We start from the raw sequence: 18,598 nt of genomic DNA on the forward strand, positions 1-18,598 counted from the left end.
CCGTACACCCTGTTCACCGGCCAGTGGGCCGACCTCCCCTTCGAGGAAGTCGCGCGCCTCGCCTCGGGCTGGGGCTACGACGGCCTGGAAATCGCCGTCTCCGGAGACCACCTGGACGCCTGGCGCTGGGACGAACCCGGCTACGTCGAATCCAAACTCGCCGTCCTTGAAAAGTACAACCTGAAGGTCTGGGCCATCTCCAACCACCTCAAAGGCCAGGCCGTGTGCGATGACCCCATCGACTTCCGCCACGAAGCAATCGTCGGGTCCAAAGTCTGGGGTGACGGGGAGCCCGAAGGCGTCCGTCAACGCGCCGCCGAAGAAATGAAACACACCGCCCGGCTCGCCCGCGCATTGGGGGTCGACACCGTGGTGGGGTTCACCGGCTCCTCCATCTGGCAGTACGTCGCCATGTTCCCGCCCGTCCCCGAAAAAGTCATCGACGCTGGCTACCAGGACTTCGCCGACCGGTGGAACCCCATCCTGGACGTCTTCGACGAATGCGGGGTCCGCTTCGCCCACGAAGTCCACCCCTCCGAGATCGCCTACGACTACTGGACCACCGTGCGGACCCTCGAAGCGATCGGCCACCGGCCCGCGTTCGGCCTGAACTGGGACCCCTCCCACTTCATGTGGCAAGGCATCGACCCCGTGTCTTTCATCTGGGACTTCAAGGACCGGATCTACCACGTGGACTGCAAGGACACCAAGCTCCGCCCCACCGGCCGCAACACCGTCCTGGGTTCCCACCTGCCCTGGGGCGACCCGCGCCGCGGCTGGGACTTCGTCTCCGCCGGACGAGGCGACGTGCCCTGGGAATCCTCCTTCCGGGCACTGGCCGCGATCGGCTACAACGGCCCCATCAGCATCGAATGGGAAGACGCCGGAATGGATCGCCTCCACGGCGCCCCCGAAGCCCTCGCCGCCCTGAAGAAATACGACTTCCCCGCCTCCCAAACCAGCTTCGACGCCGCCTTCAGCAGCAAGGACTAGTTCAGCAGCAAGGACCAGGAAAGGACCGACGTGATCCGCACCCTTCAATCCGGCCAGCGCTGCGAGGTGTGGATCGCGTCGGTCAGTGGGGAGTCGGCACTGCTCTACACCACCGATGACCTTCTTCTCGAAGCGCCCAACTGGACCCTGGAGGGAAGCTCACTCATCCTCAACGGGGATGGCAAGCTATGGCGTTTCGATCTCGACGCAGGCTCTCTGGAACCTATCTCCCTCACTGGGGTCCCGGACCTGAACAACGACCACGTCCTGGCACCTGACGGCCAGGGCATCTTCGTCTCCGCGAACGACGGCCACATCTACCGTGCTTTACTGAGCGGCGGACCGGTCACGCGCATCACCGACGACGACGGCTCCTTCCATTTCCTCCACGGCGTCAGCCCGGACGGCAAGGAGCTGGCGTATGTGGGGATCGAAGCGGGAGACTTCACGCAGCCAGGTCGCCTGATGACCATAGCGTCCGACGGCGGCGCCAGCGCCAGCGTGGATGTCGGCCGCTTTGATGTGGGCCCAGGCCACTGCGACGGGCCGGAATACTCGCCCGATGGGGAATGGCTTTACCTGAACACGGAGTCCTTTTCGACCACACAGGGTCACGCCCAGCTCGCCCGGGTTCGCGTGGACGGCACTGGCCTCGAACGGCTCCTCGAATCCGAAACAGTCGACTGGTTCCCGCATCTCTCCCCCGATGGCAGGTACGCCAGCTACATTCGGTTCCCCAGCGGAACCGCAGGACACCCCGCGGACCTGCGGGTCGCCGTCGTGCTTGTTTCTACAGACGACTGGGCCACGCCGCTGCATACATGGCCACTTTTCGGTGGCCAAGGTAGCCTCAACGTCAACAGCTGGTCGCCGGACTCCCGGCGTTTTGCGTATGTGGCCTACCCGCTTTCTGACTCGACGAAGGACTAAGCACGTGACCCTCAGCAATGGCACCTCCGACGGAACAATCCGCTGGGGCATCCTCGGCACAGGATTTATTGCCGGACTCCAGACGCAGGACCTGAAAGAGAACGGCTTTACCGTGCAGGCTGTGGGCTCGCGCTCATTGGAGTCCAGCAAAGCATTCGCTGAGCTGCATGGAGTGATGACCGCCCACGACAGCTACGAGGACTTGGTGGCAGACCCGCTGGTTGACGTGGTCTACATCGCTACGCCGCACCCCTTCCATCATGCCAACGCACTCTTGGCCCTGAATGCCGGAAAGCACGTGCTGGTGGAGAAGGCCTTCACAATGAACGCCCGCGAAGCCCAAGAGATCGTGGATCTGGCCGAGTCAAAAGGGCTTGTGGCCCTGGAAGCCATGTGGACGCGCTTCCTCCCGCACATGGTGCGCATCCGCGCACTCATCCAGGAAGGCACCATCGGCGAGGTCCGGAAGGTGGTTGCCAGCCACAACCAGAGCCTTCCCAAGGACCCTGCCCACCGGCTCAACGATCCCGCCCTGGGCGGTGGAGCGTTGCTGGACCTGGGCATCTACCCGATCTCCTTTGCCTTCGACATCCTTGGTACGCCTGCCGTAATCCGGGCAAGCGCCTCCATGTCGGCCACGGGCGTGGACAGGCAAACGGCGGCGATCTTCGAGTACGCCGACGGGCAACAGGCCATTGTGGACTGTGAGCTCGACGCCGCCAGCGCCAACCGCGCCATGGTGATTGGCACAGAGGGCTACATCGACATCGAACACACCTGGTACAACCAAGTGCCCTTCACCGTTTTCCGCGTTGATGGCGAGGTGGTGGAGCGTTTCGAGCAGCCCGTGAAGAGCCGGGGAATGCAGTACCAGGCGGCCGAGCTGGAACGCCTGATCCGCGCCGGTGAGACCGCTGGCACCATCCTGCCGCCGAGCGAAAGCGTGGCCATCATGGCGGCCATGGATGAAATCCGCCGCCAGATCGGGCTGTCGTACGCGGCGGATGCTGTTGTTTCAGAAGAAGGTGCAACGAAATGACTGAATCTGCCCGCCTTGTGGAACTCCGCCAGCAAGAGGAAGAACTCGTCTTCGCAAGCTTTGACCACCACGACGCTTGGCGCCTGGGTTCGCTCATCGCCAACCACGCGATCGCTTCCGGTTATGGCGTTGCCATCGACATCCGCCGGCACAACCTTGTGCTCTTCCGCTGCGTCCTGCCTGGAGCCACGGCCGACCAAGAGGAGTGGATCCGCCGCAAGTCTGCCTCGGTGCTGCGTTTTGAACACAGCACCGCCTTGTTAACTGAGCAGTTCTCCGCCCGCACCCACAGCCCCCTGGGAGGCGGCTGGCTTGCGCATGAGGATTACACCCTCGCTGGTGGCTCGTTCCCGATCCGGGTGCGGGGTGCGGGTGTTATTGGTGCCGTTACTGTGGCTGGCTTGAGCTCTGATGAGGACCACCAAATGGTGGTTGATGGGATCCGGAATTATCTGAAGACGGTGGCGGGGTGATGTCAGCCGATGATCCAGAGTCCGTGCAGGAAACCCTCCACTGGCTATCCCAGCCCGGCATTCGCGAAGACCTTGCCCAGGCACGGCGCGACATCGCCGACGGCAATACCATCAGCGGCGACGATCTTCGCCGTGAATTCGAGTTGCCTATGAGAAAGTCTTACAAGATTTAGGAGACTTTATTGCGTTCTAATAAAGCGCCATAAGATGAATAAATCCCTGGCCGCTCCAAATTTGCACGGCCCAAGAGTGCAGAGACTAGCCCCCTCGCGCCTTCCGGGTTGCGGAGTCGTTGGCTTTCTGCAGCGCCGTGACGAGTTCATCCTTGCTCATTTTCGAACGGCCCTTGATGTCCAGCTCTTGGGCGCGCTGATAGAGATGTTCCTTGGAGGCGTTGGCGTCCACTCCCCCGGCGGTTGGTTTCGTTGATCCAATGCCCTCTTCCGCGTGCGGGTCCGAAGGACCGCGTTCCTCCTTCGCCTCCCAATGGTCGCCAACCTTCTCGTAGCTATGCTTCACCGCGGCAAAGGCGGTGCGGGCCGCCCGGCTCTCATCGTTGTCGTAGGTCTCCATAGCAGAGTCGTAGGTCTTGGCGAAAGTGTCCTGGGCCTTCTGCTCAGAACGCTGCAGCGTCGATGGGAGTTCGTCTTTACGGGCATGATCGTTCTTGCCGGTCTTAGGCATAATACTCACGCTCCTTTGTCAGAAAGCCTGATCATGGACGTGCACCCAGTTTATCAATTGACCCTTGGGGCAAGACGGACGGGCACCCCGTCACAAGCGGCTCACCGCCCCTTCAGCACATACCTTCTCTCAGGACGCCCGACGCCGTATTTGAGCCTCACTTCCAGCGCACCTTCATCGTGGAGGTACTCAAGGTAACGGCGGGCACTCACCCGGGAGGTCCCCAATTGCTCGGCAACTTCGGCGGCGGAGACGTCGCCGGGGGCCGATTTCAGTGCGGTCTCCACGAGTTCCAGTGTCTCCACGCTGCATCCCTTGGGCAGCGTACGTTGAGCAGAGTCCAGCCCGAATACCCGGTTGACATCCGATTGCTCGGCCACGTCCTTGGTAGCGTCCAGCCCTTGGTAAGCATTCAAATAGTGCTGCAATCGCTCCTGAAGATCAGACTGCGAAAACGGCTTGATCAGGTAGTGCACAATACCCCCGCGCAGTGCTTTGCGCACCGTCTCGGTTTCCCGGGCCGCGCTGATCACCAACACGTCAAGGTCCGGGGCAACGTCCCGGAGCTGATGCATCAGGTCCAGGCCGTTGACGTCCGGGAGGTGGATATCCAGCAGCACAAGGTCCGGCTGCAACCGCTGCGTCTCAAGGATGGCCTGCGCGCCAGTGTGCGCTACCCCCACGACGCCGAACCCGGGCGTCCGTTGGATGAAACCGGCGTGGACCTTGGCCACCATGAAGTCGTCATCCACAATCAAGACTTTGATCATGATTACACTGCCCCTTTATTGAATTGTGCGGTGAAAACTGCCCCGTGGTCGTTGGTTACCGTCAGGTCGCCACCGGACCGACGGCAGATCACCCGTGAGAGCGCCAGGCCGAAGCCGCGGGCGTCGCCGGGCCCCGGCTCCTTAGTGGAAAAGCCCTGACGGAAAATGTCCTCTGCGGAGTCGGAGGGCACGCCTGGTCCGTTGTCCCGGACGGTGACTGAAACACCGTCCGCTGAGTTGACCACCAACACACTCACCGACGCCCCAACCAGCCCAGTGACGGCGTCGAACGCGTTATCCACCAAGTTGCCCACCACAGTGGTGAGGTCCCGGGACAGTTCATCATCGACGCGCGGAAGCCCGGACTGCGGGTCGAGTTGCAGTTCCACGCCGCGCTCGGTGGCCAAACTGGCTTTGGCTATCAAGAGGGCTGCGAGCGCCGGGTCCTGGATACGGCTGGTCACTTCATCGTTGAGCCGGGTCCGGTCCACGGTGGCGCCGTTGACGAACTGCACCACGGAATCATATTCGCCAATCTGGATCAGGCCGGAAATGACGTGGAGTTGGTTTGCGAATTCGTGGGCTTGGGCACGCAAGGTGTCGGTCACGGTTCGCGTGGCACCGAGTTCACTCTCCAGGGACGACAACTCGGTCCGGTCCCTCAGGGTTGTCACGGAGCCGATGTCGCGCCCATGGGACTTCAGGGCCACCCTGTTCATGACTACCAGCCGGTCCCCCACGAGCACCAGTTGGTCGGGGTCTGACTGTTCCCGGGTTAATCCCACCTTCAGCGCGTGGTCCACATGGAGAGACCCAAGTTTTCGGCCCACACAGTCTGCGGGCAATCCGAGGAGTTGACGGGCGCTCTCATTTGCCACTGTAATCCGCTCGTGCGGGTCCAGCGCCACCACCCCTTCCTTGAGGCCTTGCAGCATCGCTTCACGGTTTTCCACGAGCCCGGTGATCTCCCGGGGCTCCATTCCGAGGGTTTGCCGTTTGACGCGACGGGACAGCAGAAGGGAACCGGCGACGCCCAGGACACTCGCGACGCCAAGGTAGGTGAGGAGGTTGGGGACCACGTCTTCCAGCCGTTCAAGGGCGGACGGATAGTTCCTGCTGATGGAGGCGATGCCGATCATGGTCCCGGAGTCGTCCAGTACCGGCACATGTGCTGAGAGAACTTTCCCTTCGTTGCCGGCAAGGACTCCGGTCCAGGCCCGGCCTTCCTTGACCCTGCTGTCGCCCAGCAGGAGCGGCTTGCCCAGCTGGCTGGGATCCGAGGACGTCACTACTGTGCCATCCAGCTTTGCGAGTGCCACGTGGGAAGATCCAGATACAGTGCGAATGGACTCGGCCACGGCGGGAAGGGATGACCCGTTGCGGGGTTCGGCGGTGGGCAACAGGGCGCGCACAGTGGGGTTGTTGCCCAGGGCCTCTGCCGCGGACAATGCCCGGCGTCCTTCAGTGCGTTCAAAAGCAGCAGCAGATTGGGCCAGGGAGATGGCTACAACAGCGACCAGGACCGCCAGGACGATCAACAACTGCAGCACAAGGTACTGCCCTGCCAAGGACATTCCTCTTCGTCGAGTCACTGTTTGGATCCTTTGATGATTCCACTATGCAAGGGCCGTTAACAGCTTCAAAAGCAGTCCGCCTTGGCGTATCGGAACTATACCCTAAGCACGCTGAGCACCAGCGGGGCCAGGCCCTATGCGAAGGCAAAGGCGTGAACGCAATGAACTTAAAGATCACTGCGAACACAAGAGTGATGACCGTCACGCCGGCACCTAGCATCAATTCACGGGGGCACAACGCTGATCGCCCCGCACTGAATTTTTCGATGATGAGAAGAGGAACACCATGCGCCAGATCCGCGCATTGCGAGTCGCCGCCGTCGCTGCCGGCATCGCCCTGATGGCCACCGGTTGCGGCGCCACAGGTAAGAGCTCCACTGGTTCTGCCAGCTCCGGCGCTGCAGCCGGACCCGTCACCGGACTCCAGATCATGGTTCCCAATACTCCCGGCGGCGGTTACGACACCACCGCACGGGCAGCCGCCAAGGTGCTCGACGACGAGAAGATCGCCAACAACACGGAGGTGTTCAACCTTGCAGGTGCAGGCGGCACGGTGGGTCTCGCCCGCGTCGTCAACGAAAAGGGCAACGGGGACCTCACCATGCTCATGGGTCTGGGTGTTGTGGGTGCCAGTTACACCAACAAGTCCGAGTCGAAGCTGACCCAGACCACCCCGCTGGCACGGCTCATTGAAGAGCCCGGCGCCATCATGGTCAGCAAGGACTCCCCATACAAGACCATCGATGACCTCGTGAAGGCTTGGAAGGCAGATCCAGGTTCGATCTCCGTGGGTGGCGGTTCCTCGCCTGGTGGTCCCGACCACCTCTTGCCCATGCAGTTGGCAGGCGCAGTTGGCATTGACGCCACGAAGGTCAACTACGTCGCTTATGACGGCGGTGGAGATCTCCTTCCAGCCATCCTGGGCAACAAGCTTGGCTTCGCTGCTTCCGGTGCCGGCGAGTACCTTCAGCAGATCAAGTCCGGTGAAGTACGCGTCCTGGCCACCAGTGGCGAGAAGCGTCTTGAAGGTGTTGACGCTCCCACGCTGAAGGAGTCCAAGATCGATCTGGTCTTCACCAACTGGCGTGGCATGGTGGCCCCTCCGGGCATCAGCGAGGACGACAAGAAGTCCCTGATTGCCGCACTGGAGAAGATGCACGAATCCGCTGGCTGGAAAGAAGCTCTCAAGACCCACAGCTGGACCGACGCCTTCATCACCGGTGACGAGTTCCAGAAGTTCCTGACGGACCAGGACAAGCGGGTGGCGGACGTGCTCACCAAGCTTGGCTTGGCGTGAGCACTCTGGCAACAGGCCTCAAAGGCCGCGCCGAGCTGGGGGTAGCCCTCCTGCTCGGCGCGGTAGGCGTCCTTGTCTTCCTCGACGCCAACGGCCTGGTGACCCCATATTCGAAGTCGGACCCGGTAGGGCCCAAGGCGGTTCCCTTCGTTGTTGCCGGGCTCCTGGTGGTCTGCGCAATTCTGCTGGCCATCAACGTTCTCCGCGGTGGCAAGGGTGAGGTGGAAGGCGGCGAGGACATTGACCTCGCGCACCCCGCCGATTGGAAGACCGTGCTTCCTCTTGCAGGAGCATTCATCCTCAACATCCTGCTCATCGACTGGGCCGGCTGGGTCATCTCCGGCACTGTCCTGTTCTGGGGCAGCGTGCTGGCACTTGGCAGCCGGCACTACGTCCGTGACGGGATCATCTCCGTTGCACTATCCCTGGCCACCTTCTACGGCTTCTACCTCGGCCTTGGCATTGCGTTGCCGGCCGGACTCCTGGAAGGAATCCTCTGATGGACGTCTGGTCCTCTTTGATGGACGGTTTCGCAACCGCCCTCACCCCCATGAACCTCTTGTACGCCATGATCGGCGTGCTCCTGGGTACGGCCGTTGGTGTTCTGCCAGGGCTCGGCCCGGCCATGACTGTGGCGCTGCTGCTTCCTGTTACGGCCGCTCTTGAGCCCACCAGCGCCTTTATTATGTTCGCCGGCATCTACTACGGCGGCATGTATGGCGGCTCAACAACTTCCATCCTGCTGAACACACCCGGCGAATCGTCGTCTGTTGTGACGGCCATCGAGGGCAACAAGATGGCTAAAGCCGGCCGGGCAGCCCAAGCGCTGGCGACTGCGGCCATTGGTTCCTTTATTGCCGGTACCATCGGTACGGCCCTGCTGGCAGGTCTTGCACCGTTGGTGGTTCAGTTCGCCGTGAGCCTGGGCGCACCGAGTTACTTCGCCATCATGATCCTCGCTTTGCTGGCCGTCACCGCAGTCCTGGGTTCATCCCGGCTCAGGGGCTTTGCCTCCTTGGGACTGGGCTTGGCCATCGGTTTGGTGGGCATTGACTCCGTTACGGGACAGCGCCGCCTGACATTCGGTCAGCCGATGCTGGCCGACGGCCTGGACATCGTGGTGGTGGCAGTGGCCATCTTCGCCGTGGGTGAAGCACTGTGGGTTGCCGCGCACTTGCGGCGTTCACCGCTTCACATCATTCCCGTCGGACGGCCTTGGATGGGCAAGAAGGACTGGGCCCGCTCCTGGAAACCCTGGTTGCGTGGCACGGCGTTCGGCTTCCCGTTTGGTGCACTCCCCGCCGGTGGTGCCGAGATCCCCACCTTCCTCTCCTATGTCACCGAGAAACGGCTGACCAAATATCCGGAGGAATTCGGCAAGGGAGCCATCGAAGGCGTCGCGGGCCCGGAGGCGGCCAATAACGCTGCAGCCGCCGGGACCCTGACCCCAATGCTTGCCCTCGGCCTGCCCACCAACGCCACAGCCGCCGTCATGCTCGCGGCTTTCACCTCCTACGGCATCCAGCCCGGTCCGCAGCTGTTCTCCAGCCAAGGTCCCCTGGTGTGGGCGCTCATCGCGAGCCTCTTCATCGGCAACCTGCTGCTCCTGCTCATCAACCTGCCCCTTGCACCCCTGTGGGCAAAGCTGCTGCAGCTTCCGCGGCCCTACCTCTACGCCGGCATCCTTTTCTTCGCTACGTTGGGCGCCTACTCGGTGAACCTGCAGGCGTTCGACCTGGTGATCCTGCTGGTGCTCGGAGCCTTGGGATTCATGATGCGGCGCTTCGGGCTACCTGTGTTGCCCCTGATTCTGGGCGTCATCCTCGGCCCGCGCATCGAAGGCCAGCTGCGCAGGACTCTCCAGCTGTTCGCCGGTGACCCCGCCGGGCTGTGGAGCGAGCCAATCGCCGTCGTCGTCTACATCATCGTGGCTATCGTCATCCTCTGGCCGCTGCTCTTCAAGCTGGTCCGCCGCAACCGTCCGGTGCCAGCCAGCGTGGTCCCGGCGCACCCCAGTGAAGCACTCCTGACGGAGGACGCCGCCATCCAAGCAGACAAAACCACCACCCCGCTCCAGCACGACATCCACCACAACAAGGAGAAGCCATGACCATCGTGGTGGGCTACGTCCCCACGCCCGAGGGCGAAGCCGCATTGACCCAAGCCATTGCCGAAGCCAAGAAAAGCAACGACACCCTGCTGGTGATCAATTCTTCCAAGGGCGACGCCTTGGTGGACAACAGGTATGCGCAGGAACCGGAGATCCAGACCATCGAGGAGCGCCTTGCCCTGCAAGGCATCGAGCACATCATCAAGCAGCCCGTCCGCGGCCACGATGCCGCTGCTGAGGTACTGGATGCGGCGGACGAGCACAACGCGGAGCTGATTGTGATTGGCCTCCGCCGCCGCAGCCCGGTAGGCAAACTCATCATGGGCAGCGTCTCGCAACGGATCCTGTTGGAAGCGGACTGCCCGGTGCTCGCGGTGAAAGCCGACTAAACGCAAAACCGGGAGATTGTGAACAACTAATGCCCTTAAGATTCGTTCTTAGGGGCATTAGCCGTTCACAAACTGCAAGGAGGGCCACGTGGCCGAGACCATTCGAACAGCAACAGCGGACGACGCCGGGAAGCTGGCTGAGCTTGCGGCCGTCACCTTCCCGCTGGCGTGCCCACCGGGCGCCTCACCGGCGGACATACAGGCCCATCTCGAGAAGACGCTCGCCGAAGCGAACTTTGTGGATTACCTCGCCGATCCGAACATCACCATTTTGGTGCTCGACGACGACGGCCAGCTCAACGGGTACACCATGCTGATTGCCAAGCCGGCAGGCGACCCGGATGTAGCTTCTGTCCTCTCGGCGCTCCCCTCCACGGAACTCAGCAAGTGCTACGTCCACCCGGACCACCACGGCCAAGGAGCCGCATCCCGCCTCATGAAGGCCTCCATCGCCGACGCGGCGGAGAAGGGCGCGGCCGGACTCTGGCTCGGCGTTAACAGTGAAAACGCCAAGGCCATCCGTTTCTACGAAAAGAGTGGTTTTCAGAGGGTGGGCACCAAGTCCTTCAAACTGGGCGACACCGTGGAACATGATTTCGTCATGGAGCACGCGCTCTAGCCAATGGCAGCTCGGCCTGAGGCCGTGGCCAGCTAGCCGAACAAGTCCCCCGCCAAGGGTGGTCGGGGATCGGAGTGCAACTCCAAGCCGGCCGGCAATCCTGTCACGGTGCCATTGCCCGCGGAAGCCTGGATGGTGACCCGCGAGCGCCCCAGCAGCACGTTTTCGGCTTTGAACTCCCCGAACGCGTCCGGGAGGATGGGCGCCAGATGGAGTACTTTCCTGGTGAAATCGGGGTCAAACCGCAGCAGGATGCGGGCCAGCTGAATCGGGGCCGCAGCCGCCCACGCCTGCGGGGAACACGCCGTCGGATAGGGCACCGGCTCCGGGAAGTCCGAGCGGTCAAAGCCGCAGAACAGTTCCGGAAGCTGACCGCCAAAGTGCTCAGCGGCGTCGAACAATCCACTCGCTACCCGGCTGGCTTCCTTGACGAAGCCGTACCGCATGAGTCCAGTCGCCACGAGAGCCGTATCGTGCGGCCAGACCGAGCCGTTGTGGTAGCTGACGGGGTTGTAAGCTCCCATGTCCGAACCCAGGGTGCGGATCCCCCAGCCCGTGAACATCTCAGGCGACATCAGCCGCTCCGCCACAAGTGCAGCCTTGTCCTCGTCCACAATGCCCGTCCACAAACAGTGGCCCATGTTGGACGTACAGGAATCCACGGGTTTCTTGTCCTTATCCAGGGCAAGGGCGAAATAGCCCTTGTCCGGCAGCCAGAAAGCCTCGTTGAACGCATCCTTCAGCGCTTCGGCCCGGTCGGCGCAACGGCGCTCGACGGCGGTATCGCCCGCGGCGCGCGCCAGCAGCGAACGCCCAACGTAGGCGCCGTAGGCGTAGGCCTGGACCTCGCACAGGGCAATGGGGGTTTCAGCGATCTTGCCGCCGGCGAAGTTGATGCCGTCCCAGGAGTCCTTCCACCCTTGATTGATCAGGCCGTGGCTGTTGGGGCGTTGGTATTCGATGAACCCGTCGCCATCCCGGTCACCGTAGTTTTCCATCCAGGAGATAGCACGATCGGCATGGGGAAGGAGGGACTCGATGATGTCCGCGCCCAAGCCCCATCGGCTCAGCTCCCCCAGCAGCATGACGAAGAGAGGGGTCGCATCGATCGTCCCGTAGTAGGCGGTTCCGCCCAAGGAGAGTCCTGCGGTGACTCCCAGCCTCACCTCGTGGGGCATCCGGCCCGGTTCTTCCTCGGAGTCGACGTCCTCTTTGCTGCCCTGAAGTCCGGCCAGTGTTTGCAACGAGCCCGCTGCCAGTCCGGGATCCACCATGAGTGACATGTACGACGCCACGATAGAGTCGCGTCCAAAAAGTGCCATGAACCAGGGTGCGCCTGCTGCGACTGCAGCACGCCCAGGGTGTTCGTGGTCGAAGATCCGCAACGAACCAAGATCGCTCTGGCTTCGTTCCAGGACTTCCTCAACGTTTCTGTCCGTGACAGCGATCCGGGGAATGTGCTCTGCCCACGCCATGTGCCGCCGTACCCCAATGGTGTGGTGCAGCGCCGTGGTTTCCGTGAACGGGTCATCGGGTCGTTTTCCGTTGATCAACGGAATGGCAATGACGCTGGTACTCCATTGACTGCGGGGAGGGATGGTGATGTGGAACGTTAATCCTTCCGGATTCGCTTTGGCTCCCGAAGCCCGGAACACCACGCCACGGCGTTCCCCGTTGGCGTGGACGGACTCAATGTGCAGCTCCTTCTTGTGGGCAGTCTTCTCGGCGGCTCCTGCCCTGCTTGCCCGGCCACCCTTGACGTCGAAGAGGTCTGCGAGGTCGGCGTCGATGAGCAACTCGATTTCGCACGGCGCCGGCTGGCCGGAGTAGTTCCTGATGGTGAGATCATCCCGCAGGCCGGCGCCCACGTGCCGCTCATGCTGGACCACCAGCGGACTGTCGAAGCGGCCATCGCTGGAGCAGGCCCGGCCAACATATTCGGCCTGAAAGGCGGTTCGGTTGGTGGTGACCAATGGTTCCCGAAGGGCACCGTTGATCCTGAGGATCCAACGCGACACGATCCGGGTGTCCTGGTAGTAGGTGCCTTGGGAGCCGCCGCCGTGGATGTCACCGGAATGGGCTGAGATGCAGAAGGATGAACCTTCGACGATGGTCACGGCGCCCAGCTCGGAAGCGCCTGCCTCCGTATCGGCGTTCCAAGCAGTCATGGCCCACGAAGCCTTCCTCGGGAAATGTCCTGCTTATCAATCACAGGTTGATGGGGGCTTGCCTCTGATTGTCTTGCAACTTGCCGTCGCCGGGAAGGCCTCCGGCCTTGAATTCTTCGATGACCGTGGCATAAAGCTCCAGATGGTCCGCCGCCATCCGTGCTGCGTTGAAATACTCATCCACGGTACGCCGGCACTCCGCACGGCTAAGCCCTTGCACGTCCTGTACAAACCCTGCGAGTTCATTGGTCTGCGCGAGATATCCTGTGACGCCATGCTGGACTATTTCCGGTGCCGCGCCCATGGGGGTGGACAGAACTGGTGTTCCTGTGGCCAACGCCTCAATCATGACCAGCCCGAACGGTTCATGCCACTGGATGGGGTTGATCAGGGCCATCGCTCCACCCATCAGTTCGTACTTCTCCGGATCTGAGAGTTCGCCGAGGAATTCTTCCTGTGACCCAAGGATCGGCTCCACGACGTCGTGGAAGTAGTCCCGCTCCTCCTTGGCATGCATCTTGGCCGCGATGCGCAGCGGCACACCGGCCTCGCGGGCAACTGCCACCGCCTCCAGCAAGCCTTTGTCCGGGCACATACGTCCAACAAAGCATGCGTAGCCGCCGGCCCCGTCGCCGACAGAAACCGTGGACAGGTCCAGGCCATGGTGGATGACTGCGGATATTTGCAGGTCGGAAATGCGGCTGCATTGGTCACGCGAAATGCCGATGATTGCGGTGTCCTGGGCCATATCCCGGTAGAGCCCTGCATACCTCGGTGTCAGCGGGCCATGGACGGTGGTCACTACGGGAACACCCGGCGGCCGGTGGGCGTAGAGGGGCCCGGCAAGGGTGTGGTCGTGGATAATGTCCACGTCCTTCATGCCGGCATAAGCCTTGATGACGTGGTGCAACTCGCTGAGCGTCTGCCCCAACTCTTCAGGCTCGCTCGGCCCAAAGCCCCGCAATTGGGGAACCGGGCAAGTACTGTCGGCTGCCGTGGCCAGGAGCACCTCGTGCCCGGCATCGGCCAAGGCCCGCGCCAAGGCGTCCACCACCCGCTCCGTGCCGCCATACCGTTCCGGGGGCACTGTGAACCATGGCCCAACGATGAGTCCAATGCGCATGCTGAAGGCCTCCACAAATATGCGAACCCACGCACGGGGTTCAACCTCGTGTTGATCGCGGCCCCAGACACACGCGATTCCTGGGGCGAAGAGCGCCCCACCGGCTAGCTGCATAACCTGCTTCACACATTAGGCTGGGCACGCCCGCCCCGGCAATGGGTGACGAAAATAACAGACTTTTCCGGAATGCCCCCGCGGCCCTGGAGGTTGATCACAGCATGAAGATTGAGATCTGGTCCGACGTCGCGTGTCCGTGGTGCTACATCGGCAAGCGCCGTTTTGAGACTGCCCTGGCACAGTTCCCGCACCGTGATTCCGTGGACATTGAGTGGAAGAGCTACCAGCTGGATCCCTCAATCCCGGAGCACTATGACGGCACGGAACTGGATTATCTGAGCAAGCGCAAAGGCATGGCTCCGGAGCAGGTCAAGCAGATGTTCGCCCACGTCACGGAGACCGCCAAGGGCGAAGGCTTGGACTACCAGTTCGACAAGGTAGTGGTTGCCAACAGCTTCACGGCTCACCGCCTCATCCACCTGGCCGCAGCCCATGGCCGCCAGGATGCCGCGAAGGAACGCCTGCTCAGCGATCACTTTGAGCATGGCAAGGACATCGGCAACCAGGAGTATCTGACGGAACTTGGCACCGCTCTGGAACTCCCCGCGGGCGAAGTGGCGGAGCTGTTCACCACTGACAAATATTCAGACGCCGTCAACGAGGACATCAATGAAGCGCGCGCCATCGGCGTCACCGGCGTTCCGTTCTTCGTCATCGACCGCAAGTACGGCATCTCGGGCGCCCAGCCGGCTGAGCTCTTCAGTGAGGCGCTGAACCAGGCATGGCAGGAAGCCAATCCCCTGATCCCCGTGGGCGCATCCGACGCCGAGGCCTGCGGTCCGGACGGCTGCAGCGTCAATTAAAACAACGCGAGGTCACTTATGGCCCATAATCCCCCTCGGGATAGGCCATAAGTGACCCAGCGTTGCTCTTAAAGGGCGGCGCTAGGCCTTCACAACCTCAAGCTCGACGACGGCCCAGGACAATGCGGGCAGCGTGAGCCGAAGCTCCGAACCAGTCGCCTTGACGCCTTCCAGCGGCTTCAGACCGACGCGGCCCTGCTGGTCCTGCGTGTTGGTGGTGAACCTGTCGCCGCCCTCGGGGATCTCCAGGACTTCGGCGCGGAGAACCTGGCGGGCGTCGAAGCCGCGCAGGGCAACCTCGACGTCGGCAGCTTCTTCCAGCCCGCGGTTCGCGAAGAACAATGCCGCCCGGCCCGTTTCCTCGTTCCACGTCGCGCTGACGTCCACAAGGTCCGTGTCCCCGAAGCGGCTGTTCGAGTACTTGTCCGAGTCCACCGAAAGCCGAAGGATCTGGCCCTTGGCGAGCTCAGCCATCCGCGCGAACGGGTGGAAAATGGTCTGCTTCCAGGCCGGTCCGTTCTCTTCTGACAGGATGGGCGCGATGACGTTGACCAGTTGCGCCTGGTTGGCGATCTTGACGCGGTCGCCATGGCGGAGCAGCGAGTTGAGCAGGGTGCCCACCACCACGGCATCCGTCACGTTGTACTTGTCCTCGATGATGCGGGGGTGCTCGCGCCAACCAGCCTTGATCACGTTGTGAGGCTGGTCCTCAGTGTCCAGGCCGCGCTGGTACCAGACGTTCCATTCGTCGAAGGACAGGTTGATGTGCTTCTTGTGCTTGCCCTTGGCCCGCACGGCGTCCGCGGTGGCGATCACTGACTCGATGAAGTAGTCGGTATCGACGGCGGATGCCAGGAAGCTGCCGACGTCGCCTTCGTGCTCGTAGTAGTAGGCATGGAGGGAAACGTAATCCACCTCGTCGTAGGTGTGGGTGAGGACCGTCTGCTCCCAGGCACCAAACGTTGGCATCCGGGAGTTGGAGCTGCCGCACGCAACAAGCTCAATGTCAGGGTCCACGAAGCGCATGGCCTTGGCCGCTTCCTGGGCAAGTCGCCCATACTCCTCGGCGGTCTTGTGGCCGATCTGCCAAGGACCGTCCATTTCATTCCCCAGGCACCACAGCTTGATATCGAACGGGTCCTTGTGGCCGTTCTTGGCGCGCAGATCGGACCAGTAGCTCCCGCCGGGGTGGTTGGCGTACTCCACGATCTCGCGGGCAGCATCCACTCCCCTGGTGCCCAGGTTGATGGCTTCCATGATTTCCGTGCCGGCCTGCTTGGACCAATCCACGAACTCGTGCAGGCCGAAAGCATTCGTCTCCACCGTGTGCCAGGCACCGTCCAGGCGGCGGGGCCGGGTTTCGCGCGGGCCGATGCCGTCTTCCCAGTTATAGCCGGAGACGAAGTTGCCGCCGGGGTACCGGATGACGGTGGCGCCCAGTTCCTTGACCAGCTTCAGGACGTCCTGGCGGAAGCCGTTCTCGTCGGCCTCAGGGTGTCCGGGTTCGTAGATGCCGCTGTACACACAGCGGCCCATGTGTTCCACGAAGGAGCCGAAGAGGCGTCTAGGTACCTCGCCGATGGTGAAATCGCGATCGAGGGTGATGCGTGCGCGGGACATGTATCTCCTTGGTTGTGTTCAAAAGGTGGTGAGCGAAGGTGCCGGATCAGGTTCCGGCGAGTCCCGTCGTCGCGACGCCCTTGATGATCTGGCGTTGGAAGAACAGGAAGACGACGATGAGCGGCAAAGCGGCCAACAAAGCGGACGCCATGTTCTGGGCGTATTGGATGCCGTAGGCGCTCTTGATGGTCTGCAGGCCCACCGGGAGGGTCAGCAGGTTGCCGTCGTTGGTTGCGATGAACGGCCACAGGAAGTTGTTCCACGCACCGATGAACACGAAGATCGCGACGGCGGCCAGGATCGGGCGGGACAACGGAAGGATGATCTGGGTAAAGATGCGCAAGCGGCTGGCACCGTCCATCACGGCGGCTTCCTCGAGTTCCCGCGGGATCTGGTCGAAGAACTTCTTCAGCACGAACACCATGGCCGGGTGGATGACCTGCGGCAGGATGATGGCCCAGGAAGTATCGATCAGGTGCAGGGCCAGCATTTGGTAGAACAGCGGAATGATCAGGACCGGCGGTGGGATGATGATGGACGCGATAATCACGGTCATCAGTACCTTCTTGCCCTTGAAATCGATCCTCGAGAGCGCATACGCCACCAGCGCCGAGATCACCAGGGTGATGGCCGTGATGGCCGCCGACGTGTAAAGCGAGTTCCACGTCCAGAGCGGGATGTTGCCGTCCTGGAACACTTTGATGAACGCGTCCGGGGTAAAGCCCGACGGCGGCAGCCAGGTGACATCCGGAGCCGCGGCATCCGTCTCGGTCTTGAAAGCGGTGGCCGTGGCCCAGGCAAACGGGATCAGCCACAACACCGCGATGAATCCGGCGGCGACGATCGCTGTGATTCTGCCGACGGTCAGCTTTTTCCGTGGCTGGTGGATCTTCAGTGCGGTGGTGGGTGCGGCGCCCGGCATGGGACGCGTGAGGGTGGGGGTTGCCATGGTTATGCACTCCTGCGGCGGGTGATGACGAACTGCATGATGGAGACCACCACGATCAGCCCGAAGAAGATGTAGGAGATGGCTGCCGAATATCCCAGCCGGTATCCGGTGAACCCGGTTTCGAAGATGTACTGCACCACGGGACGAGTAGTCCCAGCGGGACCGCCGGCCGTCATCTGGTACACCTGATCGAAGATCTTCAGGGACGCCAGGATCTGGAGCAGCACGATCATCACGGTGGTGGGCGTGAGTTGCGGCAGGGTGATGGAGAAAAACTGCCGCCAAGCGCCGGCACCGTCCAGGGACGCCGCTTCATAGTGTTGCGTTGGAATGTTCTGCATCGCTGCCAGGTACAGAAGGAAGTTGAAGCCCACGGTCCACCACAGCGTTGCAATGACGATCGCCCACATGGCCACATTGGGATCATTCAGCCACGCGACTCGAGGCAGTCCGATTCCTGCCAGGAACTCGTTGATGAGGCCGAGCTGCGGGTTGTACATCCAGGTGAAGAACAGTGAGACAACCGTGGACGCCAGGAGGTACGGGGCAAAGTAGGACAGCCGCCAGAGCCATTGGGCCGGGAGCCCGATATTGAGCAGCGCTGCCATCACCAGGGCCACCAGGACCAGCGGAACCGTGCTGATGACCGTGAAATATAGGGTGTTGCCCAGCGAATGCCACATATCGGCGTCGGCCAGTGCTTCGGCGTAGTTGTCGAACCCGATCAGTTTGTCGTTGGCGCCGGTAAGGGACTTGCCCGTGAGGCTCATGTAGAAGCCGTAGACCATGGGCCAGACGAGGAAGGCGAGGAAGAACACCAGGAACGGGGTGGCGAAGGCCCAGCCGCTCAGATTGTTGTTGGTGCGGCTCCGCGGCCTGCGCAGACTATCCGGCCTTGGCCGGGACAGCGTAGAGGTACTCATTCAAGAACTCCTTTGGT

19 protein-coding genes are annotated in these 18,598 nt (G+C 62.2%); 11 read left to right on the plus strand and 8 right to left on the minus strand.

What is annotated here, in order from left to right:
* From AC1DD5_RS18580 to AC1DD5_RS18600, 5 genes are all read left to right on the plus strand, one after another.
* Positions 1-993, plus strand: a 993-nt coding sequence (locus AC1DD5_RS18580; RefSeq protein WP_477522391.1) for a sugar phosphate isomerase/epimerase family protein, incomplete at its 5' end; no start/stop codon positions are given.
* A gap of 30 nt (positions 994-1,023) precedes the next feature.
* A complete protein-coding gene (locus tag AC1DD5_RS18585; protein ID WP_442017433.1) occupies positions 1,024-1,923 on the plus strand; it encodes a TolB family protein in 900 nt (299 codons plus the stop codon).
* Between the two features lie 4 nt (positions 1,924-1,927).
* Positions 1,928-2,962, plus strand: a complete 1,035-nt coding sequence (locus tag AC1DD5_RS18590; RefSeq protein WP_442017434.1) for a Gfo/Idh/MocA family protein — start codon at positions 1,928-1,930, stop codon at positions 2,960-2,962.
* Positions 2,959-3,435 carry a heme-degrading domain-containing protein gene (locus tag AC1DD5_RS18595; protein ID WP_442017435.1) on the plus strand — a complete coding sequence of 159 codons (477 nt, stop codon included), beginning with the start codon at positions 2,959-2,961 and terminating at the stop codon, positions 3,433-3,435. Before AC1DD5_RS18590 ends, AC1DD5_RS18595 begins: the two co-directional genes overlap by 4 nt.
* Positions 3,435-3,608 carry a hypothetical protein gene (locus tag AC1DD5_RS18600; RefSeq protein ID WP_442017436.1) on the plus strand — a complete coding sequence of 58 codons (174 nt, stop codon included), beginning with the start codon at positions 3,435-3,437 and terminating at the stop codon, positions 3,606-3,608. The genes AC1DD5_RS18595 and AC1DD5_RS18600 overlap by 1 nt, the downstream gene beginning before the upstream one ends.
* Before the next feature lie 85 nt (positions 3,609-3,693).
* Here the strand turns inward: AC1DD5_RS18600 and AC1DD5_RS18605 are convergent, their stop codons facing one another.
* The 3 genes from AC1DD5_RS18605 to AC1DD5_RS18615 form a co-directional block, all read right to left on the minus strand.
* Positions 3,694-4,119 (minus strand): ChaB family protein, encoded by a 426-nt coding sequence (locus tag AC1DD5_RS18605; RefSeq protein ID WP_442017449.1) that lies wholly within the window; start codon positions 4,117-4,119, stop codon positions 3,694-3,696.
* Between the two features lie 101 nt (positions 4,120-4,220).
* Positions 4,221-4,889, minus strand: a complete 669-nt coding sequence (locus AC1DD5_RS18610) for a response regulator (RefSeq protein ID WP_442017437.1) — start codon at positions 4,887-4,889, stop codon at positions 4,221-4,223.
* A gap of 2 nt (positions 4,890-4,891) precedes the next feature.
* The gene (locus AC1DD5_RS18615) at positions 4,892-6,463 is read right to left on the minus strand and encodes a sensor histidine kinase (protein ID WP_442017450.1); all 1,572 of its coding nucleotides are present in this window, start codon (positions 6,461-6,463) and stop codon (positions 4,892-4,894) included.
* A 286-nt stretch (positions 6,464-6,749) separates the two neighbouring features.
* Between AC1DD5_RS18615 and AC1DD5_RS18620 the strand changes: the two genes are divergently transcribed.
* The 5 genes from AC1DD5_RS18620 to AC1DD5_RS18640 all read left to right on the plus strand — a co-directional run bounded on the left by AC1DD5_RS18620 (position 6,750) and on the right by AC1DD5_RS18640 (position 10,878).
* Positions 6,750-7,760 carry a Bug family tripartite tricarboxylate transporter substrate binding protein gene (locus AC1DD5_RS18620; RefSeq protein WP_477514460.1) on the plus strand — a complete coding sequence of 337 codons (1,011 nt, stop codon included), beginning with the start codon at positions 6,750-6,752 and terminating at the stop codon, positions 7,758-7,760.
* A complete protein-coding gene (locus tag AC1DD5_RS18625; protein ID WP_216921747.1) occupies positions 7,757-8,260 on the plus strand; it encodes a tripartite tricarboxylate transporter TctB family protein in 504 nt (167 codons plus the stop codon). The genes AC1DD5_RS18620 and AC1DD5_RS18625 overlap by 4 nt, the downstream gene beginning before the upstream one ends.
* Positions 8,260-9,870 (plus strand): tripartite tricarboxylate transporter permease, encoded by a 1,611-nt coding sequence (locus tag AC1DD5_RS18630; protein ID WP_477514461.1) that lies wholly within the window; start codon positions 8,260-8,262, stop codon positions 9,868-9,870. The genes AC1DD5_RS18625 and AC1DD5_RS18630 overlap by 1 nt, the downstream gene beginning before the upstream one ends.
* On the plus strand, positions 9,867-10,259 hold the full coding sequence (locus AC1DD5_RS18635) for a universal stress protein (RefSeq protein WP_442006904.1): 393 nt from the start codon (positions 9,867-9,869) through the stop codon (positions 10,257-10,259). Before AC1DD5_RS18630 ends, AC1DD5_RS18635 begins: the two co-directional genes overlap by 4 nt.
* An 88-nt stretch (positions 10,260-10,347) precedes the next feature.
* A complete protein-coding gene (locus AC1DD5_RS18640; RefSeq protein ID WP_477514462.1) occupies positions 10,348-10,878 on the plus strand; it encodes an N-acetyltransferase family protein in 531 nt (176 codons plus the stop codon).
* Positions 10,879-10,910: 32 nt separating this feature from the next.
* Here the strand turns inward: AC1DD5_RS18640 and AC1DD5_RS18645 are convergent, their stop codons facing one another.
* Positions 10,911-13,046, minus strand: a complete 2,136-nt coding sequence (locus AC1DD5_RS18645) for an amylo-alpha-1,6-glucosidase (RefSeq protein ID WP_477514463.1) — start codon at positions 13,044-13,046, stop codon at positions 10,911-10,913.
* Between the two features lie 40 nt (positions 13,047-13,086).
* Positions 13,087-14,169 (minus strand): glycosyltransferase family 4 protein, encoded by a 1,083-nt coding sequence (locus AC1DD5_RS18650; RefSeq protein ID WP_477514464.1) that lies wholly within the window; start codon positions 14,167-14,169, stop codon positions 13,087-13,089.
* A gap of 218 nt (positions 14,170-14,387) precedes the next feature.
* Here AC1DD5_RS18650 and AC1DD5_RS18655 point away from each other — a divergent pair, with 218 nt between their 5' ends.
* Positions 14,388-15,089, plus strand: a complete 702-nt coding sequence (locus AC1DD5_RS18655; RefSeq protein WP_477514465.1) for a DsbA family oxidoreductase — start codon at positions 14,388-14,390, stop codon at positions 15,087-15,089.
* Positions 15,090-15,170: 81 nt separating this feature from the next.
* Here AC1DD5_RS18655 and arfA read toward each other — a convergent pair whose 3' ends face one another.
* Genes arfA through AC1DD5_RS18670 form a run of 3 tightly spaced genes read right to left on the minus strand, consistent with a single transcriptional unit; the run spans position 15,171 to position 18,581 of the window.
* Entirely contained in the window at positions 15,171-16,709 is a 1,539-nt protein-coding gene (arfA, locus tag AC1DD5_RS18660) for an arabinosylfuranosidase ArfA (protein WP_477514466.1), read from the minus strand.
* Positions 16,710-16,755: 46 nt separating this feature from the next.
* Complete coding sequence (locus AC1DD5_RS18665; protein ID WP_477514467.1) at positions 16,756-17,658, minus strand: carbohydrate ABC transporter permease; 903 nt, start codon at positions 17,656-17,658, stop codon at positions 16,756-16,758.
* Positions 17,659-17,660: 2 nt separating this feature from the next.
* Positions 17,661-18,581, minus strand: coding sequence for a carbohydrate ABC transporter permease (locus AC1DD5_RS18670; protein ID WP_477514468.1), 921 nt, complete (start codon positions 18,579-18,581; stop codon positions 17,661-17,663).
* Positions 18,582-18,598 lie beyond the last annotated feature (17 nt).

The sequence above is a fragment of the Paenarthrobacter sp. 10L420 genome, from assembly GCF_056395385.1.